Origin of the sequence: Streptomyces purpurogeneiscleroticus (assembly GCF_020024005.1) — a bacterium.
Classification (GTDB): Bacteria; Actinomycetota; Actinomycetes; order Streptomycetales; family Streptomycetaceae; genus Streptomyces; species Streptomyces purpurogeneiscleroticus.
Genome location: NZ_NHSG01000388.1, coordinates 1 through 22,353 on the forward strand (window position 1 = coordinate 1; position 22,353 = coordinate 22,353).

Sequence of the window (22,353 nt, forward strand, 5' to 3'; positions counted from 1 at the left end):
GCCCCGCCCCGTCGGCCGCCCGGCCGCTACTACGGATCCGTCACCACTACGAATCCGTCGCCAGCACCGAACCCATCGCCACCACGAACCCGTAGCCACTACGGATCCAGACTGCCTGGAACCCCGGGATACCGCTCCTCGTTTTCCGTTGTACGATCCGCCGCCCGCCACCGACATCACCGGCCCCTCCGCGCACGACCGCCCCGCAGGACCCGCCCACCCCTCAGGAGCACCGCACGATGACCACCGCAGTACAGCGCGCGGACCGGCGCGTCAGTCCCGTCTTTCTCGCGCTCGTCGCCGTCATGGCGGCATCGGGCTGGTACGTGTGGACGGACAGGCTCGCCACGAACACGGGCGTCGCCGTGTTCCTGTTCGTGGTCTCGGGGTGGATCGTCTCGCTCTGCCTGCACGAGTACGCACACGCCCGTACGGCGCTGCACAGCGGCGACATCTCGATCGGCGCGAAGGGCTATCTGACACTCAACCCGCTGAAGTACACCCACGCGCTGCTCAGCATCGTGCTGCCGGTGATCTTCGTGATCATGGGCGGGATCGGGCTGCCGGGCGGCGCGGTGTTCATCGAGCGCGGCCGGATCAGGGGCCGCTGGCGGCACAGCCTGATCTCCGCGGCGGGCCCGCTGACGAACATCCTGTTCGCTGCCGTGGTCACCGCGCCGTTCTGGCTGGGCGCGATGGACGGTGTGCCGCAGCCGTTCCGGTACGCGCTCGCGTTCCTGGCACTGCTGCAGGTCACGGCCGCGATCCTGAACTTCGTCCCGGTGCCGGGACTGGACGGGTACGGCGTGCTGGAGCCGTGGCTGCCGTACAAGCTGCGGCGGCAGGTGGAGCCGTTCGCGCCGTTCGGCCTGCTCGCGGTCTTCGGGCTGCTGTGGGCGCCGGGGGTGAACCAGGCGTTCTTCGAGGCGGTGGACGCCATCCTGCAGGTGCTGGGCGTCTCCCAGCTCGACACCTACCTCGGCCAGGAGTTCTTCCGCTTCTGGCAGGGCGAGCCGCAGATGTTCTAGCCGGTCGAGCCCTCCGGGGCTCTAGTGGGCCGAGCCCTCCGGGGCTCTAGCGGGCCGAGCCCTCGGGGGCCTCGGCCTGCTGCTCCGCGGCCGCGGCCCGCTCCAGCTTGGCCCGGCGCAGGTAGAACCACGCCATGTTGCTGGAGACGCCGGCCACCAGGACCCACGCGATACCGATGAGGTTGCCCGCCGCGAAGGAAACGACGGCCGCGACGACCGCCAGGACGCAGACGACGAGGGCGAAGACGGCGAGGCGCCGGGCCGGGCCGGACGGGGGCAGGGCGGGCATGGGACGGGGCTCCTGTCGGGGTACTGCGTACGCGGTCCCCTCCAGTGTCCCCCATGCCCGGCTCCGCCCGACTCCGGCCCGTCGCTCACACGTCCGTGAGGCGCAGCCCCGCGTGTGCCTTGTACCGCCGGTTGGTGGAGATCAGGTTGGCGACCAGGGACTCGACCTGGTGCGCGTTGCGCAGCCGGCCGGCGAAGACGCCGCGCATGCCGGAGATGCGGCCGGCCAGCGCCTGCACCACGTCCGTGTCGGCCCGCTTCTCGCCCAGCACCATCACGTCCGTGTCGATCTTCTCGACCGACGGGTCCTGGAGGAGCACCGCCGAGAGGTGGTGGAAGGCGGCCGTGACGCGCGACTCCGGGAGCAGCGCGGCGGCCTGCTCGGCGGCGCTGCCCTCCTCGGGCTTCAGCGCGTAGGCGCCCCTCTTGTCGAAGCCGAGCGGGTTCACGCAGTCGATGACGAGCTTGCCGGCCAGCTCCGTGCGCAGCGACTCCAGCGTCTTGGCGTGACCCTCCCACGGCACCGCGACGATCACCACGTCCGAGCGGCGCGCGCACTCGGCGTTGTCCGCACCCTCGACGCCGTGGCCGAGCTCGTCGGCCGCGGCCTGCGCCCGCTCGGCCGCGCGCGAGCCGATGATCACCTTCTGGCCCGCCCGGGCGAATCGGTACGCCAGGCCGCGGCCCTGGTCACCGGTGCCGCCGAGCACGCCGACGACCAGTCCGGCCACATCCGGGAGGTCCCAAGGGTCCCGCTTGAGCGCCTTCTTGGCTTCGGTCGCGACGTTCACGGGTGTCGTGGGCTGCGCATCGTCAGGAGTAGTCATGCCAGCGATACTGGCACGCCGCGCCCGGCCCGGGCAGCCGGGCACGACGTGCCGGTGATCACGGACCGACGCCCTCTCCGCTGATCACGCCTTCACGCTGCCCTCGGTGAGCCCCGTACGCCAGTACCGCTGGAGCACGGTCATCAGGATCATCAGCGGCAGTACGGAGAGGAACGCGCCGCCGACGGTGTACTGGTACAGCTCCGGCTGCCGGTCCGCGTAACCGGTCCAGGACGTCAGGCCCAGCTGGATCGGGTACAGGTCGGAGTCGGAGAGCATCACCAGCGGCAGGAAATAGTTGTTCCAGATGTGCACGAACTGGAAGAGGAAGACGGTGACCAGCGCGGGGATCATCAGCCGCAGCCCGAGGCCGGAGAAGATCCGCCACTCCCCCGCGCCGTCGATCCGCGCCGCCTCCAGCAGCGAGTCGGGCACGGCGGCGGCCGCGTAGATCCGGCACAGGTAGACGCCGAAGGGGCTGACCACGCTGGGGATCAGCACGGACCAGTAGGTGTTGGACATCCCGAAGCCGCTGAAGAGGAAGTAGAGGGGCAGGGCGAGGGCCGTACCCGGGATCAGCACGCCTGCCAGGATCACGTTGAAGATGCCTTCGCGGCCCGGGAAGGGGAATTTGGCGAGTGCGTAGCCGGCCGCCGCGGAGAGCAGCGTCGCGGCGAGCGCGCCGACGCCCGCGTACAGCAGGGAGTTGGCGAACCAGCGGACGTAGATGCCGTTGTCGTACGTCAGCACGTCGCCGAGGTACTGGAGCGGACGCGGGTTCGCGAACCAGAAGCCGAAGCTGCCGAAGAGGTCGCCGCTGCTCTTCGTGGCGGAGACCACGAGCCAGTACACCGGTACGAGGAAGTAGACCGCGGCGACGGTCAGCAGGGTGCAGGTGATGATGCGGTAGCGGAGCTGTACGGGGGTCACCGGCCGTCCTCCTTCCCCCGCTGCCCGACCAGCCGCAGGAAGCCGAACGACAGGACGCAGGCGACCAGCGCCAGCAGGACCGCCTCGGCGGCCGCGAGGTGCTGGTTGTTGCCGACGAACGCCTCGCTGTACGCGTGCAGGTTGGGCGTGTAGCCGGAGTCGATGGAGGAGGCGAGCGGCCGCAGCACCATCGGCTCGGCGAACAGCTGGAGCGTGCCGATGATGGAGAAGACGCAGGTCAGGACGAGGGCCGGGCGGATGAGCGGGATCTTGATGTGCAGGGCGACCTGGCGCGCGTTCGCGCCGTCGATGCGCGCCGCCTCGTACAGCTCCTGCGGTACGGCTTTGAGCTGGGAGATCAGGACGAGCATGTTGTAGCCGGTGAACTGCCAGGTCACGATGTTGGCGATGGACCACAGGACCGTGCCGCGGGAGAGGAAGTCCACGTCCCAGCCGACCTCCTGGGCCATCTTCACCAGCGGGCTGATCCCGGGGACGTAGAGGAAGCCCCACAGGATCGAGGCGATCACGCCGGGCACGCCGTACGGCAGGAAGAACGCGCTGCGGAAGAACGTCACCCAGCGGGCGCTCGCGCTCTCCAGGAGCAGCGCGAGGACGGTCGCCAGGATGATCATGAGTGGGATCTGTACGGCACCGAAGAGCAGCACCCGGCCGAAGCCGGAGAGAAAACGGTCGTCCGCGAGCGCCTGGCTGTAGTTGGCCAGCCCGGCGAAGACCTCGCGCTCCGCACCGCCGAGGCCGAGCGGCCCGGTGCGCTCGGTCTTGTGCAGGCTCTGCCAGATCGCGTAGCCGATGGGCGCGATGAAGCAGAGCAGGAACAGGGCGAGGAAGGGCAGCAGGAAGCCCGCGGCGGCGCGCGCGTTACGGGCTTCCGTACGGGTCGGCCGTCTCACCCGCCGCTCTCCACCTTCAGGCCCTTGCCCTTGAGGTCGCTCACGGTCTGCGCCTGGACCTTCTTCAGCACCGAGCGGAAGGATTCGCCGCTGCTCAGCGCCTCGGTGAAGGCATCGCCCAGGCGCTGGTAGAGGGTGTCGACGCCGGGGCCCCACTGCCAGCTGGTGTCCACGTGGTCACCGGCCTCCCGGAAGACCTGGCTGTACGCCTGGCCGCCGAAGAAGTCCTTGTGGACGTCCAGGTCGCTGGTCTTGTAACCGGCCTTCGCGCTGGGGAACCCGTAACCGCCCTCGATGAGCAGCTTGATCGCTTCGGGGTCGGTGTTGAGCCAGACGGCGAAGTCGAGGGCGTCCTTGGGGTACGTGGCCCCGGCGAACACCGCGGTGGTCGAGCCGCCCCAGTTGGCCTGCGCGTTCGCGCCCTTCGTCCACTGCGGCAGCGGTACGGCGCGCCACTTCCCCTTGGTGTCCGGAGCGTTGCCGACCAGCAGCGCGTCGCCCCAGCTGGCGCCGAGCCAGGCGGGGATGTCGCCGGTCTGGATGTCCTTGTACCAGGCGTTCTGCCGGTCCGGGATGGTCTTGACCAGCTTCTGCTTGACCAGCGCCTCCCAGTAGTCGGCGACCTTGCGGGTGGGTTCGTCGTCGATGGCGACGGTCCAGTTGTCGCCCTCGGCGGCGTACCACTTGGCGCCGGCCTGCCAGGCGTACCCCGCGAAGCGGTTGCCGTTGGTGGGCGCGAAGGTCTCGATCCAGGCCCCCTTCTTGCGGATCTTCCTGGCCGCGGCCTCGTACTCGTCCCAGGTGGCGGGCGGTTCGATGTCCCACTTGTCGAAGAGGTCCTGGCGGATGAAGAGCCCCATCGGACCGGACGCCTGCGGGATGGCGTACACGCCCTTGCCGAAGACGGACTGCTGCCACTGCCAGCCCACGAACTTGTTCTTGTACCGCTCGCCGCCGACGGTGGTCAGGTCCAGCAGCCCGTTGTCCAGCAGAAAGCTCGGCACGACGGGGAACTCGATCTGGGCGAGGTCCGGCGGATTGCCCGCCTTGATCGCGGCGTGCATCTTGGCGTACTGGGCGCCATTGACCGCCGACACCTTCTCGACCTTGACCTGGACCTCGGGGTGCTCGCTGTTCCACAGGTCGACGGGCTTGTCGATGCCCGGCACCCAGGACCAGAAAGTCAGCGTGACCTTCTGTCCCTTCTTGCGCTCCTTGGGCGCGGCCTTCTCGTCCTCACCGCCGCCACCGCACCCGGCCAGCGCGAAGCCGGCGGCCACCGCCGCGGCCCCGCCCAGCACGGATCTGCGGCGCGCGCCGCCCGGAAAACTCGTGTCGTACGTCCTCATGCCAGCTCCTCCACGGGGATGCGGCGGAAGGTGATCGTTGAGTAGGCGCTGAAGTCGCCGGTTTCGTAGAGCAGTCCGACGGTGTCGGGGTCGGTCCGTACGAGGTCGGAGTAGGCGGCCGGGAGACCGCTGACGGTGTGCGCGTCGTACCAGGTCAGGCCGTGGTCGCGGCTGGCGCGTACGGTCATCAGGGCGCGGGATTCCCGGTCGGCGGGGGCGGAGAAGAGCAGCACGTCCGGGGTGCCGAGGTGGAGCACGCTGCCCTGCACGACCGGCGCGGCGAGGCCGGCCTGGGAGCGGAACGGTTTTTCCAGGCGGGTGCCGCCGTCGGCGGAGTAGGCGTCGACGCGGGTGCCGGGCGCGTCGGAGTCGTTGCGGGCGTTGAAGTAGAGACGGCCGTCGGGGAGTTCTGCGGCGGTGGTCTCGTTGGTGTTGATGTAGCCGTTGGGGTTGGAGTCGGTGTAGCCGATCCGCCAGGTGGCGCCGGAGTCGTCGCTGAGGAGCCCGTGACCGCCGTCGTAGCGGCCCTCGGCGCCGGTGTCGCCGGGGACGGTGGGGGCGATCGAGTGGTTGGCGGGGACGACGAGCCGGCCGGCGTACGGCCCGTCGCGGAGCTGGAGGGCGTGGCCGGGGGTGGTGGCGTACCACCGCCAGTTCGCCCGTTTGGTCTGCGAGGTGATCTCGCGGGGCGCGCTCCAGGTCAGGCCGTCGTCGTCGCTGTGCTGGATCCAGACGCGGCGGCCGTCGGCGGCGGACACCTCGCCGCGCCGGATGGCGCTCTCGGTGGCGCTGCCCGCGTTGCGGACATGGACCACCACCGTGCGGCCGGCGTGCGGGCCGGTGTGCAGGACGACGGGGGCCGGGTTGCCGGCCGTGCCGGTGCCGTTGCGGTCGACGACGGTCAGCGGGCCCCAGGTACGGCCGCCGTCGGTGGAGCGCCGCAGGACCAGGTCGATGTCGCCGGTATCGGACGCCGAGGCGACACGGCCCTCGACGAAGGCCAGCAGGGTGCCGGCCCGGGTCACGACCGCGGCCGGGATGCGGTAACTGGCGTAGCCGCCGGTCCCGGCGCGGAAGGGTTGCGAGGTCTCGTACGCCACGGGCAGCCCCTAACGACCAGACGTAGGACGTCCCTTGTCCTGCGGTGACCATAGGGAGCGCCCAACGGGGCGTCAAGGCACCCGACATGACCCGTGTCGCCCGCCTCGCGCGAATGCCACAGGGAAGGGAACGGTGGGTGAACTGCGGTCGTACGCAAGGGGACAGGCTGTGGCGGGCTTCCTGGAGCCTGCCTCCTCCTGACCCGTTACACGGCTCCCTTCTGCCGCTCCCGGATCCCGTCGAAGTGCCGGTGCATCGCCTCGACCGCGCGGTCGCCGTCGCCCGTCTCCAGCGCGGTGACGATCTCCGCGTGCTGACGCCACGTCACCTCCGGGTCCGAACGGCTGTCGTCCAGGTCCTTGCGGACCCGGCGCAGCGCGTCCCAGAAGGCGTCCAGCACCTCGCTGAGCAGGTGATTGCCGAGCGAGCGGTACAGCGCGAGATGGAAGGCGCGGTCGGTGCCGCTCTCCACCCGGCCGGCCGCCGCCTCCTTCTCCATCCGGTCGACCAGGCCGCGCAGTACGGCCAGGTCGTCCGCCGGCAGGTTGCGCGCGACCGACCCGACGAGCCCGGCCTCCAGCGCCTCGCGGACCTCCATCAGCTCGTACAGACTGGCCTCGCCCTGGTGGTGGCGGACCGCGGCGCGGAAGGCGACGCCCTCCACGAAGGGGTCCAGGGTGAGCGTCCCGACGTAGGTGCCGAAGCCGTGCCGGATCTCGACGATGCGCATGGCCTGCAGCGCCTTGAGCGCCTCGCGGACGGAGTTGCGGCTGACGTCGAGCAGCTCGACCAGCTCGGCCTCGGTGGGCAGCGGGTCGCCGGGCACCAGCTTCCGCCGCAGGATGAGCCGCTTGATCTGCGCCTGGACGTCCTCGGACATCGTGCCGCGCGCCATGTGTCTGCCTCTCCGTCTCGCCGGGGTGGATCCGGGTGATCCGGCCCGGCGACCTCTTGACCGACCGCTCCGGGCCGGGTCTATTGTGACCCAGACATAGGACATCCCATGTCCCACATCCAACCTCTGGCCGCCCGGGAGCCCGTCATGGCACTGCCCACCCCGCTGCACGGCGTCGTACCGCCGGTCTGCACCCCCCTCGATCCGCACGGCGAGGTCGACACCGGCTCGCTCGGACGGCTGGTGGAGCACCTGGTCGACGGCGGGGTGCACGGCCTCTTCGCGCTCGGCTCCACCAGCGAGGTCGCCTACCTCACCGACGCGCAGCGGGCCACGGCCCTGGAGGCCGTGATCAAGGCGGCGGACGGCCGGGTGCCGGTGCTGGCGGGCGTCATCGACACCACCACCGCCCGGGTGCTCGACCACGCCCGCACCGCGCGGAAGCTGGGCGCCGACGCGCTCGTGGCCACCGCGCCCTTCTACACCCGTACGCACCCGAAGGAGATCGCCGGGCACTTCCGCGCGCTCCGGGCCGCCGTGGACCTGCCGCTCTTCGCGTACGACATCCCGGTCTCCGTGCACAGCAAACTCACCCCCGGGCTGGTGCGGGAGCTGGCCGAGGACGGCACGCTGGCCGGGCTCAAGGACAGCAGCGGCGACGAGGGCGGGCTGCGCCGCCTGATCGTCGAGCTGGGCGGCAGGGACGGCCGTCGTTCCGGGCCCGCCCCCGACTTCGCGGTCCTCACCGGCTCCGAGCTGACCGTGGACGCGGCGCTGCTCGCCGGCGTGGACGGCGTGGTCCCGGGCATCGGCAACGTCGACCCGGCCGCGTACGTCCGGCTGTACAACGCCTGCCGCGCGGGCGACTGGGCGGCGGCAGCGGCCGAGCAGGAGCGGCTGGTCGCGCTCTTCGGCATGGTCGACGCGGGCCCGGAGGCGGAGATGGGCCGCAGCTCCTCGGCGCTGGGCTCCTTCAAGGCCGCGCTGCACCTGCTCGGCGTCATCGCCCATCCGGCCACCGCGGCGCCGCAGCTCCCGCTGGGCCCGGAGTCCGTGGCCGATGTCGCCCGGCACCTGACCGCCGCGGGCCTGGAGCCGGTCCGTTGACCGGCGCCGCGCGCCCGGCGCGCAAGGCCGCCCTCCCCTGGTACCGGGAGGTGAGCCCGACCCAGTGGAAGTCGTTCTTCGCCGCCTGGATCGGCTACGTCCTCGACGGCTTCGATTTCGTACTGATCACCCTGGTGCTGACGGAGATCAGCGCCGAGTTCGAGCTGAGCACGGTGCAGGGCGCGAGCCTGATCTCCGGCGCGTTCATCACCCGCTGGCTGGGCGGCGCGGTCCTCGGCGCCCTCGGCGACCGCTTCGGCCGCAAGGCGTCGATGGTGGCGAGCATCCTTCTGTACTCGCTCGGCACCTTCGCCTGCGGCTTCGCCTGGGACTTCACCAGCCTCTTCGTGGCCCGGCTGCTGATCGGCATGGGCATGGCCGGCGAGTACAGCGCGAGCGCCACGTACGTGCTGGAGAGCTGGCCGGCCCGGGTCCGCGGCCGGGCCAGCGGCTTCCTGATCTCCGGCTTCTCGATGGGCTCGGTGCTGGCCGCCGAGTGCTACAAGTGGGTCGTGCCGGCGCTCGGCTGGCGCTGGATGTTCTACATCGGCCTGCTGCCGATCGTGGTCGCGCTGTGGGTGCGGCGGGCGCTGCCGGAGGCCGAGGAGTGGAGCGCGACGGTCGCCGAGCGGGAGACGAAGCCAAATCCGTTCCGGCCGCTGTTCTCGACCCCGCTCCGCGCCACGGTCAACACCGTGCTGACGGTCGTCGCGACGCTCGCCCTCTTCGGCGTCTTCACACCGGTCGGCGCGGGCGCCGTCCCGGTGCTCTCCGTCCTCTCCGGCGTCACCCTGGCCGCGCTCGCCGTCCAGCTCGGCGGCCGCCGCGGCTGGCTGCTGTATCTGTCGCTGATCGTGACGGTCTTCGTCGCCTTCCTCTACACCTGGCCGATCCAGGCGCTGCTGCCGACGTATCTGAAGACCGAGCTGCACTACTCCCCCGGCCAGGTCACGAACGTCCTGTTCTTCGCCGGCTTCGGCACCATGGCCGGCTGCTGGCTGGCGGGCTTCATCGGCGACTGGATCGGCGCACAGAAGGCGTACGCATTCACCCTGCTCGCCTCGCTGGTCTTCGTCTTCCCGGTCTTCGCCGCGGGCGACAACCTGCTGGTCCTCGGCGTCCTGCTGTTCGTCCTGCAAGCGCTCAGCTTCGGCATCTCGGGGCTGCTGCCGCGGTACATCGGCGGCCATTTCCCGACCGAGAGCCGGGCCGCGAGCCTGGGCTTCACGTACAACGTGGGGGCGCTGGGCGGCGCGGTGGCGCCGGTACTGGGCGCGACCCTGGCCGAGGGCCGGTCGCTGGGCAGCTCGCTGGCGCTGCTCACCTTCGCCGGTACCGTCCTGGTCGTGCTGCTGGTGGGCTTCGACGTGCCGGCCCGGCTGAACCGGCTGCTCGACCCGGACGCGCCCCGTGACCACCTGGCCGCCGAGGAGTCCGCGGTGGCGGGCGCGGGACCGGCCGCGCGCGTGCAGCAGGGGGCGTAGGCGGTCCGCGACACCCCGCCGAACAGCAGTTACTCGTACGAGTGACGGCGTTCGAAGGGTGCTCCGGGGGCGCGCGGACCGCGGCAGGATGCGGGGCCATGGATGCCGTACGCGTCGCGCTGTTGCGCGAAGTCCTCGCCGGTACCGAATGGATCCAGGCCACCCGCCGCTTCGCGGGGTCGCTGCGGGCTTCCGTGGCGCCGCACGGCGGCGGGCTGCTGCTGGTCGGCAGCGCGGAGTACGAGCCGTGGCACCTGGCGGCGCACCTCGACGACGAGGCCGCGTGGTCGGGCCTGCCGGAGCTCTCCCCGACGCTGGTGCGGCACCGCGTCCCGCTGGGCGTCCCGGCGCACCTCTCGGTGGGCCTCGGGCGGCTGGAGACGGCGCGGCGGGGCGAGACGCTGCTGGTCGTGGCGCCGGACGCGCCGGGGGCCGGGCTCCTGGAGCGGGTGCACGACGCCCGGCGGAACGGCGCGACGGTGCTGGCGCTGGACGCGGGCGACCGGGATCTGGGGGCGCTGGCGCACGATGCGCTGACGGTGCCGGGGGCGGCTGTGCCGGAGCCGGCGGCGGCCGAGGTGGCCGAGATCGCCGAGCCGCCCGCCGCCGATCTGGATCTGGACACCGTGCAGCACCTGGTCAGCGCGGCGGCGGGCGAGAACAGCCTGCCCGCGCCGCGCCGCCACCGGCGGTTCCGCGACCGGCTGTCCCGCCTCGCCGACCAGCTGACGGCGCCCCCGCCGCCGCGCTGGTGACGCCTGCCGCGGCGGGGCGGCGGCCGGGTCCGGACGCGGCCGGGCTCCCGGCGCCGCCCCGTAGAATTGCTCGAATGCACGAAGAACTGCGCGGGGCCCTGGCCGGGGTCCTCGACGGGCTGCCGCCCAAGCAGGCCACGGCCGCCGTCGAGCGGCTGATCGCCAATTACCGCGGGCGCACGCCGACGGACGCTCCGGTGCTCAGGGACCGCGCCGACGTCGCCGCGTACGCCGCGTACAGGATGCCCGCGACGTTCGAAGCCGTACGGTCCGCGCTGGCCGCGGCCGGCGAGCGGCTGCCGGACTGGCAGCCGGCCACGCACCTCGACATCGGCGGCGGCACGGGCGCCGCCGCCTGGGCCGCGGCCGATGTCTGGCCGGAACTGCGCACGACCGTGCTGGACTGGGCGGAGCCGGCCCTCGCGCTCGGCCGCGAGCTGGCCGCCGGCACGCTCCCCGGCACCCGCTGGCAGCGCCAGGTGATCGGCGAAGGGCTGACCGTCCCCGAGGACACCGACCTGGTCACCGTCTCGTACGTGCTCGGCGAGCTGACCGGCGCCGACCGGGAGGCGGTCGTCACGGCGGCGGCCCGGGCGCGCACGGCCGTACTGATCGAGCCGGGTACCCCCGACGGGTACGCGCGCATCCGCGCGGCCCGCGACCGGCTCGTGGCCGCGGGGCTGCGGGTCGTCGCGCCGTGCCCGCACAGCGCGGCCTGCCCGATCGTCCCGGGCGAGGACTGGTGCCATTTCGCGGCCCGGGTGAACCGCTCCTCGCTGCACCGCCAGGTGAAGGGCGGCTCGCTGCCGTACGAGGACGAGAAGTACGCGTATGTCGCGGCGACCCGCGTCGAGGCCCGCCCGGCCCCGGCCCGCATCGTGCGCAAGCCGCTGCTGCGCAAGGGCCAGGTGCTGCTGGACGTGTGCACGGCGGAGGACGGCCTGCAGCGCCGTACGGTCACCAAGCGGCAGGGTGCCGTCTACCGCGCCGCGCGGGACGCCTCCTGGGGCGGCACGGTGCCGGGCGAGGAGCAGCCGGCGAGGAAGCGGACGGGCGAGGAGTAGGGCGCTCGCCGGCCTGGGTCCGCGCCCCTTGTGAGCGCCTGATGCGCCCCCCGTACAACGCGTCCCGTACACCCCGAATCCCCGCTCCGGTCACCCAGGGAGGAGGATGGTGGCAGCATTGATCCCAGACCACCGCTCGAAGTGAGGGGATAGATGGAACGCAAGAGCAGGTTCTCCCAGTGGCTGCGCCGGCCGAGGAGCGGTTCGGACGGCGTCGATACGGACACGGGATCATCCGCGGCCCAGGGCGGCCGCGAGGACCTGCTGCTGGCAGCGGCCGACGCGGGTTTCCCGCTGGCCCCGGCGGCGCATCCCTCCGGCTACGGCTGTTCCTGTGAGCGCATCGGCTGTCCGACGCCCGGCCGGCACCCCGTCTCGTTCGGCTGGCAGACCGTCGCCACGACCGACCGCGAGAAGGTCACGCAGTGGCTGCGCAAACACCCGCAGGCCAATTTCGTCACCGCCACCGGCATCGCCCACGACGTGCTGGACGTGCCCCTCGAAGCGGGCCGCAGCGCGCTGGCGCGGCTGGAGTCCGAGGGCGTGGAGGTCGGCCCGGTCGTACTGAGCGGCGCCGGGCCCCGCGAGGGCCGGATGCTGTTCTTCACGGCCACCCGCGGCACCCCGGACGACGAGGACGAGTGGTGGCCCTGCGAGCTGGACTGCCACCCCGAGACCATGGACGAGCACCCCGGGCTGCGCTGGCACTGCCGCGGCAGCTACGTCCTGCTGCCGCCCTCCCGGCTGCCCGGCGAGCAGCCCCCCGTGACCTGGCTGCGCGGCCCGGAGCGCCCGCTGCCGGACCCGCTCTCCCTCCTGGAGGCGCTGACCGACGCCTGCGCCGTGTACGCCCGCGAGGACCACGAGCACGAGTCGGCGGCCTGGCCGATCGGCCGCTGACCGCCGATCCGGCAGACGCGTCCTAGTCGGCCTTCGCCTCCGTCGTCCGGCCCTGCCGGTCGAGGAAGACCACGCTGCCGCCGGCGTCCTTGGCCGGTACCTTCACGACCTGCTCGGACACGGTCGTGAAGGTCATCTTGTTGGCCTTCTTCAGCGGCCCCTTGCGCACCGCCTCCAGGGCCGGCTTGAGCGAGAAGGTGTGGCCGGCGGGCAGCGTCCGGTGCTGGAAGTGGTACGTCGCGAAGAAGGCCAGCGCGCCGCCGTCCTTCGTGCGCAGCGCCATCGCCGGGGCCTTGTACGGCTCGTCCACGGTCTCGGTGTGCTGGCCCGGCCGCTTGGCCGCGGCCTCCCGCTGCGCGCGCCAGCGGTCGGTGTCCGGGCCCGGCGCGAAGGTGCTGCCCTCGCCGGTCTTGAGGTACTTGGCGTACGCCTTCGCCAGCCGGCCCGGGTCGACCGTCAGGTCGGAGCCCTTGGCCGGTACCGGCTTGGCGTAACCGTCCGCGTCGGTGGCGAACTCCGGCACCTCGTCCTCGTCCAGCAGCAGCAGGTAGGCGGCCTTCCACTTCTCGCTGGGCCCGTTGCGGGTGAAGGCGAGGAACCAGTGGCCGTTGTTGCGGTTGCTGAGCGTGTCGGCGACGAAGAACTTCGGCCAGCCCGCCTGCTTGGGGATCGCGAACCGCGCGTCGCGCAGCTCCAGGGGGTCCCAGTCCGGGTTGCCGTTCGGGCTGACCTGGCGGCCGCCCTTGGTGATGGCCTCGTCGATGTCGTGCAGCGCGCCGGTCTCGTACGTGGCGTTCACCGCCGGGTCCAAGGTCGTGTTGGCCTTGTTGTACCCGGCAACGAACTGCTTCAGGACCTTGCCGGCCTCAGCCTTCGACGTTGCCGGGATCTTCTCCCGCTCGCCGTGCACCGTCATGCACCCGCTCAGGGTCAGCAGTGCCGCGCTCGCGGTCATCATCGCGACGGGCACCCGGAACGGCGACCTGCGTGTCATGGGGCTCGGGCTCCTTCTGGGCAACCGGGGCGGACTCTGCGGCCGCCGGGGTGGCTCGATTCTGCGCCACCCTACCGGGGGCGAAGAAGAGGAGGAGCGTGGGGATCAGGTAGAGGCACCAGACCACGAGCTGGACAACTGTGGGATCGGGCTGGAAGTTGAAGACACCCTTCAGCAGCGTGCCGTACCAACTGTCCGCCGGGACCTGCTCGCTGATGTCGAACGCCTTGTCGGCCAGGCCCGGGAGGAAGCGGGCCTCCTGGAGGTCGTGGACGCCGTACGCGAGGACGCCGGCGGCGACCACGACGAGCATTCCGCCGGTCCAGGTGAAGAACTTCGCGAGGTTGATCTTCACGGCGCCGCGGTAGAACAGCCAGCCCAGCAGCACGGCGGTGAGCAGGCCGAGCAGCACGCCGATGAGCGGCCGGGGCGTACCGTCCGAACTCGCCTGGACGGCCGCCCAGACGAACAGCGCGGTCTCCAGGCCCTCGCGGCCCACCGCGAGGAAGGCGGTGAGGACGAGTGCGGTGGTGCCCATCGCGAGCGCCGCGTCCAGCTTGCCGTGCAGCTCGGCCTTCAGGTGCCGCGCGGTGCGCCGCATCCAGAAGACCATCCACGTCACCAGCCCCACCGCGATGATCGACAGCGAGCCGCCGAGCGCCTCCTGCGCCTCGAACGTCAGCGTCTGCGAGCCGAATTGGAGCACGCAGCCGAAGCCGAGCGCGAGCAGCACGGCGACGGAGATGCCGAGCCAGATGGGCTTGAGCGCGTCCCGGCGGTCGGTCTTGACCAGGTAGGCGATGAGGATGCAGACGACGAGACTGGCTTCGAGCCCTTCGCGCAAGCCGATCAGATAGTTACCGAACACGTCGGTTCCCTCTCCTTTCCGAGCATTTCCGGCGGAAGTCAGGCGAACAGCGCCCGGCCCCACCAGTCGTCCTTGTCCCGGACGCCCGGCGGGACGGCGAACACGGCCGAACCCACGTGCTGGATGTATTCGTTGAGCGCGTCATGGCGCGCCAGGTTCTTCTGCAGCGGCACGAAGCCGTCCCGTACGTCCCGCTGGTACGCGAGGAAGAACAGCCCCGCGTCCAGCCGGCCCAGGCCGTCCGTGCCGTCGGTGAAGGAATAACCGCGGCGCAGGATGCGGACGCCGCCGTTGGTGTCGGGGTGTGCCAGCCGTACGTGGGCGGTCGGCAGCATCGACTTCAGGTGCGGCGCGTCGAACTCCTTGCGGCGGCCGACCGGGGCGCCCTCACCCTTGCTGCGCCCGAAGACGTCCTCCTGCTCCTTGAGCGAGGTGCGGTCCCAGGTCTCGATGTGCATCCGGATGCGGCGCGCGACGAGGTACGAGCCGCCGGCCATCCAGCCGCCGGCCCCCTTTTCGTCCCGCTCCCCCACCCACACGTGCTTGTCGAGCGCCGCGGTGTCCGTTCCCGCGATGTTCCGGGTGCCGTCCTTGAAGCCGAACATGTTGCGCGGGGTGTGCGCGTCCGGCGTCGTGGAGGAGGTCTTCCCGAAGCCCAGCTGCGACCAGCGCACCGCGACCTTGCCGAAGCCGATGCGGGCGAGGTTGCGGATCGCGTGCACGGCGACCTGCGGGTCATCGGCGCACGCCTGGACGCACAGGTCGCCGCCGCTGCGGGCCGCCTCCAGGTTGTCGCCGGGGAACTTGGGCAGGTCGATCAGCGCCTCGGGCCGCCGGTCCCTGATCCCGAAGCGGTCCTCGCCCTTCTTCTCGAAGAGGGTGGGACCGACGCCGAAGGTCAGGGTGAGCCGGGAGGGCTTGAGGTCCAGCGCCTCGCCGGTGTCGTCCGGGGGCGCCTCGGCGAGCCCGCCGACCGCGCCCTCGCCGACCGGCCGCCCCGCCGTCATCCTCGCGGCGGCAGCCGTCCACTCCTTCAGCAGGCCGATCAGCTCTTCGCGGTCCTCCGTCGTGACGTCGAACGCGGCGAAGTGCAGGCGGTCCTGGACGGCGGTGGCGATACCGGCCTGGTGCGCGCCGTGGAAGGGCACGGCGGCGCCGGCGGCGCCGGCCGGCGCGGGGTCGTCACCGGCGGCCAGCGCCGCCGCTGTGCCACCGGCCGCGACCGCGCCGAGCGCGAGCCCGGCACCGCCCCAGCCGATCAGCGCGCGGCGGGAAGGGGTACTCGCGGGCGCGTCCTCCGCGGCCCTTGCGGACTCTTCGGATTCCGGTGCTGCCATGGGACTTCTCCTACTCGGCGACGGCGGCGGCGAGCTTCGACAGCGGCTCGGCCAGCGCGCTGACGCCGTCGGACAGGTCCTTGCGGTCACCCTTGGAGACGGTGTCGTACGCGACGAAGCCGTCCCCCTCGCGGTACTCGTCCAGCTGCTTGCCGATGGCCTCGAACTGCTTGTCCAGCTCCTCGGCCAGCGCCGGGTCGTTCTTCTTCGCGACCGGCTTCAGCAGCTCGTACGCCTTCTGCGCACCCTCGACGTTGGCCTGGAAGTCGACCAGGTCGGTGTGGCTGTAGCGCTCCTCCTCACCGGTGACCTTGCCGGTGTAGACCTCGTCCAGCAGCTCCTTGGCACCGTTGGCCATGCTGGTGGGGGTGATCTCCGCCTTGCCGACCCGCTGCTGCCAGTCCTCGAGGTCCTTGATCAGCCGGTCGGCGAGCTTCTTGTCGTCCCCGGAGATCTTCTTCTTCTCCCACAGGGACTGCTCCAGCTTGTGCCAGCCGGTCCACTTCTGGCCGTCCTCCAGGCCGTCCTCGCGGACGTCGACCTTGGGGTCGATGTCGCCGAAGGACTCGGCGACCGGCTCGGTGCGCTCCCAGCCGATGCGGGACGGCGCGTACGCCTTCTTCGCGGCCTCCAGGTCGCCGCTCTTGACGGCCTCGGCGAACTCCTTCGCCTTCGGCAGCGTCTCGTCGGCCTGCTGCTGCACGTACTTGCGGTAGTCGGCCACCGCCGCGTCCAGCTTCGGGTTCCGCTTCACGGCGGCGCCCTTCCCGCTCACCGTGATCTTCTGCCGGATGCCGTCGCCCTTCATGCCGGGCTTGCAGGCGATCTCGTACGAACCGGCCTTCACCTCGGCGGTAATGGCGGCCCTGGTGCCCGGGCCGATGTTCTCCCGCTCGGTGACGATGCGGTCGCCGGGCGCGTAGACGTACACCTCGGTGACCTTGCTGCCCTTGTTCTCGACAGCGAGCTGCACGTGCCCGGCCGGGAGCTCCTTCTTCGACACCTCGCACGCGTCGTCGGACGCGGTCACCTGCACGGCGCCGGCTTTCCCGGCGTCACCCCCCGGCTCGCTCTTGGCCGTGCACGCGGCGGCGGTCAGGGCGGCGGCGACGGTGATCGCGGCGGCGGTTGCGGAGCGGAGGGCTCGCATACGGGCTCCAGGCTTCTTCGGACAGCTATGGCGGACGACCCGCCTCGAACTAAGGCGTGCCTAACTTAACCGAGGCTTACCTGATTCCCTCCCGCCCGTCCAGTGATCCCCCTCTCACCGGATACGACCCCATAACGGACTGCCAAATGCCCGGCAATGACATGGCAATACGCCGGCCAAGGTAAGACCCCGCAGCCCTGTTGATCTATCACCGGTGTTCAATGCCGTCATGACGGATCTTCATGTACTGCGGGTGTTCTGCGGCCCGGCCGACAACAGTGGAAACCCCCTCGGTGTCGTACCGGACGGCGCCGCGTTCCCCGGACCCGAGGAACGGCAGGCACTCGCCCGTGAACTGGGCTTCAGCGAGACGGTGTTCATCGACGACGCCGGCCGCGGCGCGGTCGACATCTACACGCCCACGGCCCGCCTGGCGTTCGCCGGCCACCCGCTGGTCGGCACGGCCTGGCTGCTGCGGCACTTCGGGGAGCCGGTGGACGTACTGCGGCCGCGGGCCGGTGAGGTGCCCGTGCGTCACGACGGGGAGTTCACCTGGATACGAGGGCACGCGGAGTGGGCGACGGGCCGCACGCCGCACCAGTACGCCTCTGCCGCGGAGGTGGACGCCCTGCCCGCACCGCCACCGGGCGAGGGCTGGCTGTACGCGTGGGCGTGGGAGGACGAGACGGCCGGGCGGGTACGAGCCCGGGGCTTCCCGCGCCGCGGCGACGACATCGTCGAGGACGAGGCGACGGGCGCCGCGGCCCTGCAGCTCACGCACGCGCTGGGCCGTGCGCTGGACATCCGACAGGGGCGCGGCTCGCAGATCCTCACGCGGCCGCACATCGATGAGCGCGGCGTCAGCCGCTCCGGTGGAGCCGGTGCTTGCACCGGATGGATCGACCTCGGGGGCCGGGTCGCGCCGGTCGAGGTACGGCAGCTCGGCTAGGCCGTACGCGCTCAGGCGCTCAAGGGGCTGCGGCCGTCCCCGGCGAACTCTTCGGTCAGTTCACCCAGCACCGCGACGTTCAGCGCGTACGCACGCCTGCACTCCTCGACCACCCGCTGCTTCTCCAGGTCGTCCGCGGGCAGCGCGTCCAGGAGCGCGCGGTACTCGCGCTTGAAGGCGGCGGGATTGCCGATGTCCTCGAAGACGTAGAAGCGGACGCCGTCGCCCTTGCGTGCGAAGCCCCAGGCTTTCTCGGCCGTGCCGCGGACTATCTGGCCGCCGGAGAGGTCGCCGAGATAGCGGGTGTAGTGGTGGGCGACGTACCCCGCCGGCCACTCGCGGGCGCACTCGGCGATCCGCGCCGCGTACACCTCCGTGGCGGGCAGCGGCCGGATCGCGTCGCGCCATTCCGCCCCCGCCAGGTGCGCGAGATCGCGCTCCAGCTCGGGGAGGCGGGTCAGCTCGGGCCGTATGAAGGGGCCCGCGACCGGGTCCTGAGCGAGGGCTTCGGCGCTGCCCTCCAGGGCGCGGTAGACGAACCACAGCTGCTCGGTGTAGCGGCGGTAGGCGGCGACGCCGAGGCGGCCGCCGAGCATGTCGTCCATGAAGGAGGTGTGCTGCACCTCGGTGTGCGCCTCATGCGACGCCGTCCGGATCAGCGCGGAGAACGGCGTGGGGAGAGCGGGGCTGTGCGCGTCCAAGGCGGGCCTCCAGGGACCGAGCGGTAGCGGCCGGGAACCGATTGTGGCAACTTAGGCTTACCTAAGTCAATCAGTTCCCGACAGCCTGTCGGTAAAAGCCTACCCGCGTACGCGCCCGGGAAGCACTCAGGGAAGCGTCAGGATCTCCGCACCGGTCTCCGTGACGACGAGGGTGTGCTCGAACTGCGCGGTGCGCTTGCGGTCCTTCGTCACCACCGTCCAGCCGTCCTCCCACATGTCGTACTCGTACGTCCCCAGCGTCAGCATCGGCTCGATCGTGAAGGTCATGCCGGGCTTGATCTCGGTCGTGTGGTGCGGGCTGTCGTAGTGCGGCACGATCAGGCCGGAGTGGAAGGACGTGTTCACGCCGTGCCCGGTGAAGTCGCGGACGACGCCGTAGCCGAAGCGCTTGGCGTAGGACTCGATGACCCGGCCGATGATGTTGATCTGCCGGCCCGGCTTCACGGCCTTGATGGCGCGGTTCAGCGACTCGCGGGTCCGCTCGACCAGGAGCTTGGACTCCTCGTCGACGTTGCCGCAGAGGTAGGTGGCGTTGTTGTCGCCGTGCACGCCGTGGATGTACGCGGTGACGTCGAGGTTCACGATGTCGCCGTCCTGCAGGACGGTGGAGTCCGGGATCCCGTGGCAGATGACCTCGTTGAGCGAGGAGCAGAGCGACTTGGGGAAGCCGCGGTAGCCGAGCGTGGAGGGATAGGCGCCGTGGTCGCACATGTACTCGTGCGCGACGCGGTCCAGCTCATCGGTGGTCACGCCCGGCTCGATGAGCTTGGCCGCCTCCTCCATCGCCTGGGCCGCGATCCGGCCCGCGATGCGCATCCGCTCGATGGTGTCGGCGTCCTGCACCTCGGGGCCCGTATACGGGGTCGGCGCATCCTTGCCGACGTACTCGGGGCGCGGGATGGAGGCGGGGACGGGGCGCTGCGGGGAGATGGTCCCCGGGACAAGGAGAGACTGGCCAGACATGCCAGCGAGTGTATCCGCGAGCCATCGGGCAGGATGGCGTCAGGCAAGTGGCCCGAGGCGGAGGAGGCCGGGATGGCACTGTTCAGGCGGGGCACGGCAGGGAAGCCCGGCGAGTGGTACTACTGCCTCAAGCACGCCAGGGTCGAGGAGGGCCCGGAGTGCCGGGCGGCCGACCGGATGGGACCGTACGCGAGCCGCGAGGAGGCGGCGCACGCGATGGAGACCGCCCGCGAGCGGAACGTGGAGTGGGAGAACGACTCCCGCTGGACCGACAAGGGGAGCAGCGGCTCCTAGGCCGCCGGGGGCCGGGCCGCGGTCGCCCGCGCCAAGTACGTCGCCAGCCGTGCCCGGGGCACCGGCTCGCCGCCCCGGCGCGGGTGCACCGCGTTGGTGAGCAGTACGAAGAAGGTGTCCGTACGGGGGTCGAGCACCAGGCTCGTCCCCGTGAAGCCGGTGTGCCCGGCGGCGCCGTTCGCGGCCAGTTCGCCCATGAAGCCGGGCTGCGCGACGCGGAAGCCCAGGCCGGGCGGGGCGAGCATCAGCGCGACCGTCTCCGGGCGCAGCACGGGCCCGCCCCCGGTGAGCAGCGCCCGGCACAGCACCGCGAGGTCCTGTGCCGTGGCGAAGAGCCCCGCCTGCCCGGCGACCCCGCCCAGCGCGTAGGCGTTCTCGTCGTGCACCTCGCCGCGGACCACGCCGCCCGCGCAGGACCGCCGCCGGGCCTTGAGGAGTACCTCGGCCTCGGTGGCGGCGACCCCGGCCGGAGCCAGCGGCCCGTACGAGGTGCTGATCATGCCGAGCGGGCCGGTGATGCCGTCCCGGACGAGGACGTCGAGCCGCTCGCCCTCGACCGTCTCCAGCAGCCGCTGGAGGGCGATGAAGCCCAGGTCGGAGTAGCAGAAGGGGCCCGGTACGGCGGCCGCGGCCGCGGCCCACAGCGGGCCGAGCCGGTCGCTCTCCGCACCGGCGGCGGAACCGTCGTACAGCGGCAGCTCGGCGGCCAGCCCCGAGGTGTGGGTGAGCAGATGGCGGATCGTTACGGCGGGCGCGAAGTCCGGCAGGTGGCGGGCCACCGGATCGTCCAGCCCGAGCGTCCCGCGCTCCACCCGCTGCAGCACCGCGATCGCCGTGAACAGCTTCGACAGCGACGCGAGGTCGAAGACCGTGCCGGCCCGCACCGGCTCCCAGCGCTCCCGCGCCAGCGGGATCCCGCGCCCGCGCGCCACGTCGTACGACCCGTACCGCAGCGCCCACCCCGCGGCCTCCTCGACCGCGACGACCGACCCGCGCCCGGCCACCGCCACGACGCCCGCGCAGCAGGACGCGGGCCCTTCGGGCAGCGCGCGGATCTCCGCGACGAGCCGCCGTGTCCATGCCGGATCGAGCCCCGCCTGAGCGGGGGTGCCGTGGCGCAGTGGTGCGGGTGCGTTCAGAGCCGGTTCCCTTCGCCGGTCGTGCCGTCCTCCGTGGACTCCTCCCTACGCTGCCACGGACGGCACAGTCCCAGGAAGCACGCGAGCGCCAGAAGTACGCAGGAACCCTGTACGACGGCCATCGGTACGGCCGTCCGCTCGCCCGCGATGCCCACCAGCGGGGAGGCCACGGCGCCCATCAGGAACGTGGAGGTGCCCAGCAGCGCCGAAGCGGACCCGGCCGCGTGCGAGGTGCGCAGCAGCGCCTGGGTGTTGGTGGTGGGCATGACCAGGCCCATCGAGGCCATCAGAACGAACAGCCCGGCGGCCATCGGCGCGAGCCCGACGTGCCCGAAGACGCCGGTGGACATCAGCAGCAGCGCGGCGGCCGCGAGCGTGATCAGGCCCAGCCCGACCCCCAGCACCTTGTCCAGCGAGACCCGGCCGACCAGCACCTTTCCATTGAGCTGGCCCAGCAGTACCAGCCCGATGGAGTTGACGCCGAAGAGCAGGCTGTAGGTCTGCGCCGAGGCGCCGTAGATCTCCTGGATCACGAACGGCGAGGCGCTGATGTACGCGAAGAGCGCGGCGAAGGCGAAGGCGGAGACCAGCAGATAGCCGGAGAAGACCCGGTCGGCGACCAGCCCGCGCATGGTGCGCAGCGCGGCGCCGAGGCCGCCCGCGTGCCGGCGCTCCGGCGGCAGGGTCTCGTCCAGCTTGCGCCAGACGACGAGGGTGAGCAGTACGCCGATGACGGTGAGCACGACGAAGACGCCGCGCCAGTCGGTGATCCGGAGGATCTGCCCGCCGATCAGCGGGGCGACGACCGGCGCGACGCCGGATATGAGCATCAGGGTGGAGAAGAAGCGGGCCATCGCCACGCCGTCGTACATGTCGCGGACCACGGCCCGGGCGATGACGATGCCGGCGGCTCCCGCGAGGCCCTGGACGAGCCGGGCGGCGATCAGGAACTCGGCGTTGGTGGCGACCGCGCACAGAGCGGTCGCCAGTACGTAGATCACCATCCCGATGAGGAGCGGGCGGCGGCGCCCCCACTTGTCGCTCATCGGCCCGACCACCATCTGCCCGAGGGCCATGCCGGCGAGGCAGGTGGTGAGGGTCAGCTGGACGGTGGCGGCGGGGCTGTGCAGGGACCGGGTGACCGCCGGCAGGGCCGGGAGGTACATGTCCATGGAGAGCGGCGGGACCGCGGTGAGGCCGCCCAGGATGAGGGTGACGAGGAGGCTCGTGCGGCGGGCCGCGGGGGTCGGCGCGGGGCCTGCGACCGGGGCGGATATTCGGGGACGGGGGCTGCT

Annotated in this window: 23 protein-coding genes; 8 read left to right on the forward strand and 15 right to left on the reverse strand. The window is 71.7% G+C overall.

Going from position 1 to position 22,353, the window contains the following annotated elements; translation table 11 throughout:
• Nucleotides 1-239: 239 nt before the first annotated feature.
• On the forward strand, nucleotides 240-1,028 hold the full coding sequence (locus CCS38_RS28250; RefSeq protein ID WP_223736164.1) for a site-2 protease family protein: 789 nt from the start codon (nucleotides 240-242) through the stop codon (nucleotides 1,026-1,028).
• A 46-nt stretch (nucleotides 1,029-1,074) separates the two neighbouring features.
• Here the strand turns inward: CCS38_RS28250 and CCS38_RS28255 are convergent, their stop codons facing one another.
• The 7 genes from CCS38_RS28255 to CCS38_RS28285 form a co-directional block, all read right to left on the reverse strand.
• Nucleotides 1,075-1,317, reverse strand: a complete 243-nt coding sequence (locus tag CCS38_RS28255; RefSeq protein WP_223736165.1) for a hypothetical protein — start codon at nucleotides 1,315-1,317, stop codon at nucleotides 1,075-1,077.
• Between the two features lie 85 nt (nucleotides 1,318-1,402).
• A complete protein-coding gene (gene npdG, locus CCS38_RS28260; RefSeq protein WP_223736166.1) occupies nucleotides 1,403-2,143 on the reverse strand; it encodes an NADPH-dependent F420 reductase in 741 nt (246 codons plus the stop codon).
• Nucleotides 2,144-2,227: 84 nt separating this feature from the next.
• On the reverse strand, nucleotides 2,228-3,073 hold the full coding sequence (locus tag CCS38_RS28265; protein ID WP_223736167.1) for a carbohydrate ABC transporter permease: 846 nt from the start codon (nucleotides 3,071-3,073) through the stop codon (nucleotides 2,228-2,230).
• Nucleotides 3,070-3,987, reverse strand: a complete 918-nt coding sequence (locus CCS38_RS28270) for a carbohydrate ABC transporter permease (protein WP_223736168.1) — start codon at nucleotides 3,985-3,987, stop codon at nucleotides 3,070-3,072. Before CCS38_RS28270 ends, CCS38_RS28265 begins: the two co-directional genes overlap by 4 nt.
• Entirely contained in the window at nucleotides 3,984-5,336 is a 1,353-nt protein-coding gene (locus tag CCS38_RS28275; protein WP_223736169.1) for an ABC transporter substrate-binding protein, read from the reverse strand. The genes CCS38_RS28270 and CCS38_RS28275 overlap by 4 nt, the downstream gene beginning before the upstream one ends.
• Nucleotides 5,333-6,436: a sialidase family protein gene (locus tag CCS38_RS28280; protein WP_223736170.1), complete on the reverse strand. Its 1,104-nt coding sequence runs from the start codon at nucleotides 6,434-6,436 to the stop codon at nucleotides 5,333-5,335. Before CCS38_RS28280 ends, CCS38_RS28275 begins: the two co-directional genes overlap by 4 nt.
• Before the next feature lie 206 nt (nucleotides 6,437-6,642).
• Nucleotides 6,643-7,332, reverse strand: coding sequence for a FadR/GntR family transcriptional regulator (locus tag CCS38_RS28285; RefSeq protein ID WP_223736171.1), 690 nt, complete (start codon nucleotides 7,330-7,332; stop codon nucleotides 6,643-6,645).
• 147 nt (nucleotides 7,333-7,479) lie between these two features.
• Between CCS38_RS28285 and CCS38_RS28290 the strand changes: the two genes are divergently transcribed.
• The 5 genes from CCS38_RS28290 to CCS38_RS28310 all read left to right on the forward strand — a co-directional run bounded on the left by CCS38_RS28290 (nucleotide 7,480) and on the right by CCS38_RS28310 (nucleotide 12,642).
• Nucleotides 7,480-8,439, forward strand: a complete 960-nt coding sequence (locus tag CCS38_RS28290) for a dihydrodipicolinate synthase family protein (RefSeq protein WP_223736172.1) — start codon at nucleotides 7,480-7,482, stop codon at nucleotides 8,437-8,439.
• Complete coding sequence (locus CCS38_RS28295) at nucleotides 8,436-9,923, forward strand: sialate:H+ symport family MFS transporter (RefSeq protein ID WP_223736173.1); 1,488 nt, start codon at nucleotides 8,436-8,438, stop codon at nucleotides 9,921-9,923. The genes CCS38_RS28290 and CCS38_RS28295 overlap by 4 nt, the downstream gene beginning before the upstream one ends.
• Before the next feature lie 98 nt (nucleotides 9,924-10,021).
• A complete protein-coding gene (locus CCS38_RS28300; protein ID WP_223736174.1) occupies nucleotides 10,022-10,678 on the forward strand; it encodes a hypothetical protein in 657 nt (218 codons plus the stop codon).
• 74 nt (nucleotides 10,679-10,752) lie between these two features.
• Entirely contained in the window at nucleotides 10,753-11,742 is a 990-nt protein-coding gene (locus CCS38_RS28305; protein WP_223736175.1) for a small ribosomal subunit Rsm22 family protein, read from the forward strand.
• Nucleotides 11,743-11,895: 153 nt separating this feature from the next.
• The gene (locus CCS38_RS28310; RefSeq protein ID WP_223736176.1) at nucleotides 11,896-12,642 is read left to right on the forward strand and encodes a bifunctional DNA primase/polymerase; all 747 of its coding nucleotides are present in this window, start codon (nucleotides 11,896-11,898) and stop codon (nucleotides 12,640-12,642) included.
• Nucleotides 12,643-12,664: 22 nt separating this feature from the next.
• Here CCS38_RS28310 and CCS38_RS28315 read toward each other — a convergent pair whose 3' ends face one another.
• The 4 genes from CCS38_RS28315 to efeO are packed head-to-tail and all read right to left on the reverse strand — an operon-like array spanning nucleotide 12,665 to nucleotide 16,991.
• A complete protein-coding gene (locus tag CCS38_RS28315) occupies nucleotides 12,665-13,558 on the reverse strand; it encodes an SCO2278 family lipoprotein (RefSeq protein WP_223736177.1) in 894 nt (297 codons plus the stop codon).
• Nucleotides 13,509-14,504 carry an iron uptake transporter permease EfeU gene (gene efeU, locus CCS38_RS28320; protein ID WP_223736178.1) on the reverse strand — a complete coding sequence of 332 codons (996 nt, stop codon included), beginning with the start codon at nucleotides 14,502-14,504 and terminating at the stop codon, nucleotides 13,509-13,511. Before efeU ends, CCS38_RS28315 begins: the two co-directional genes overlap by 50 nt.
• A 38-nt stretch (nucleotides 14,505-14,542) precedes the next feature.
• On the reverse strand, nucleotides 14,543-15,841 hold the full coding sequence (gene efeB, locus CCS38_RS28325; protein WP_223736179.1) for an iron uptake transporter deferrochelatase/peroxidase subunit: 1,299 nt from the start codon (nucleotides 15,839-15,841) through the stop codon (nucleotides 14,543-14,545).
• Nucleotides 15,842-15,851: 10 nt separating this feature from the next.
• A complete protein-coding gene (gene efeO, locus CCS38_RS28330) occupies nucleotides 15,852-16,991 on the reverse strand; it encodes an iron uptake system protein EfeO (RefSeq protein WP_223736180.1) in 1,140 nt (379 codons plus the stop codon).
• Nucleotides 16,992-17,220: 229 nt separating this feature from the next.
• On the opposite strand from efeO, the gene CCS38_RS28335 reads away from it, so the two are divergent.
• A complete protein-coding gene (locus CCS38_RS28335; RefSeq protein ID WP_223736181.1) occupies nucleotides 17,221-17,940 on the forward strand; it encodes a PhzF family phenazine biosynthesis protein in 720 nt (239 codons plus the stop codon).
• A gap of 11 nt (nucleotides 17,941-17,951) precedes the next feature.
• Here CCS38_RS28335 and CCS38_RS28340 read toward each other — a convergent pair whose 3' ends face one another.
• Together CCS38_RS28340 and map are read right to left on the reverse strand one after the other, a co-directional pair.
• Nucleotides 17,952-18,641, reverse strand: coding sequence for a biliverdin-producing heme oxygenase (locus CCS38_RS28340; protein ID WP_223736182.1), 690 nt, complete (start codon nucleotides 18,639-18,641; stop codon nucleotides 17,952-17,954).
• Between the two features lie 126 nt (nucleotides 18,642-18,767).
• The gene (map, locus tag CCS38_RS28345) at nucleotides 18,768-19,625 is read right to left on the reverse strand and encodes a type I methionyl aminopeptidase (protein ID WP_030257015.1); all 858 of its coding nucleotides are present in this window, start codon (nucleotides 19,623-19,625) and stop codon (nucleotides 18,768-18,770) included.
• Between the two features lie 72 nt (nucleotides 19,626-19,697).
• Between map and CCS38_RS28350 the strand changes: the two genes are divergently transcribed.
• A complete protein-coding gene (locus tag CCS38_RS28350) occupies nucleotides 19,698-19,919 on the forward strand; it encodes a hypothetical protein (protein WP_223736183.1) in 222 nt (73 codons plus the stop codon).
• Here CCS38_RS28350 and CCS38_RS28355 read toward each other — a convergent pair.
• Both CCS38_RS28355 and CCS38_RS28360 read right to left on the reverse strand, forming a co-directional pair.
• Nucleotides 19,916-20,929 carry a serine hydrolase domain-containing protein gene (locus CCS38_RS28355; protein WP_308050886.1) on the reverse strand — a complete coding sequence of 338 codons (1,014 nt, stop codon included), beginning with the start codon at nucleotides 20,927-20,929 and terminating at the stop codon, nucleotides 19,916-19,918. The genes CCS38_RS28350 and CCS38_RS28355 overlap by 4 nt on opposite strands.
• 125 nt (nucleotides 20,930-21,054) lie before the next feature.
• Nucleotides 21,055-22,335: a multidrug effflux MFS transporter gene (locus tag CCS38_RS28360; protein WP_223736185.1), complete on the reverse strand. Its 1,281-nt coding sequence runs from the start codon at nucleotides 22,333-22,335 to the stop codon at nucleotides 21,055-21,057.
• Nucleotides 22,336-22,353 lie beyond the last annotated feature (18 nt).

Excerpts from the sequence above, each read along its gene's own strand:
- CCS38_RS28250 (WP_223736164.1), top strand. The coding sequence starts at position 240 with ATGACCACCGCAGTACAGCGCGCGGACCGGCGCGTCAGTCCCGTCTTT.
- CCS38_RS28255 (WP_223736165.1), bottom strand. The coding sequence starts at position 1,317 with ATGCCCGCCCTGCCCCCGTCCGGCCCGGCCCGGCGCCTCGCCGTCTTC.
- npdG (WP_223736166.1), bottom strand. The coding sequence starts at position 2,143 with ATGACTACTCCTGACGATGCGCAGCCCACGACACCCGTGAACGTCGCG.
- CCS38_RS28275 (WP_223736169.1), bottom strand. The coding sequence starts at position 5,336 with ATGAGGACGTACGACACGAGTTTTCCGGGCGGCGCGCGCCGCAGATCC.
- CCS38_RS28285 (WP_223736171.1), bottom strand. The coding sequence starts at position 7,332 with ATGGCGCGCGGCACGATGTCCGAGGACGTCCAGGCGCAGATCAAGCGG.
- CCS38_RS28290 (WP_223736172.1), top strand. The coding sequence starts at position 7,480 with ATGGCACTGCCCACCCCGCTGCACGGCGTCGTACCGCCGGTCTGCACC.
- CCS38_RS28300 (WP_223736174.1), top strand. The coding sequence starts at position 10,022 with ATGGATGCCGTACGCGTCGCGCTGTTGCGCGAAGTCCTCGCCGGTACC.
- CCS38_RS28305 (WP_223736175.1), top strand. The coding sequence starts at position 10,753 with ATGCACGAAGAACTGCGCGGGGCCCTGGCCGGGGTCCTCGACGGGCTG.
- CCS38_RS28310 (WP_223736176.1), top strand. The coding sequence starts at position 11,896 with ATGGAACGCAAGAGCAGGTTCTCCCAGTGGCTGCGCCGGCCGAGGAGC.
- CCS38_RS28315 (WP_223736177.1), bottom strand. The coding sequence starts at position 13,558 with ATGACGGTGCACGGCGAGCGGGAGAAGATCCCGGCAACGTCGAAGGCT.
- efeB (WP_223736179.1), bottom strand. The coding sequence starts at position 15,841 with ATGGCAGCACCGGAATCCGAAGAGTCCGCAAGGGCCGCGGAGGACGCG.
- efeO (WP_223736180.1), bottom strand. The coding sequence starts at position 16,991 with ATGCGAGCCCTCCGCTCCGCAACCGCCGCCGCGATCACCGTCGCCGCC.
- CCS38_RS28335 (WP_223736181.1), top strand. The coding sequence starts at position 17,221 with ATGACGGATCTTCATGTACTGCGGGTGTTCTGCGGCCCGGCCGACAAC.
- map (WP_030257015.1), bottom strand. The coding sequence starts at position 19,625 with ATGTCTGGCCAGTCTCTCCTTGTCCCGGGGACCATCTCCCCGCAGCGC.
- CCS38_RS28350 (WP_223736183.1), top strand. The coding sequence starts at position 19,698 with ATGGCACTGTTCAGGCGGGGCACGGCAGGGAAGCCCGGCGAGTGGTAC.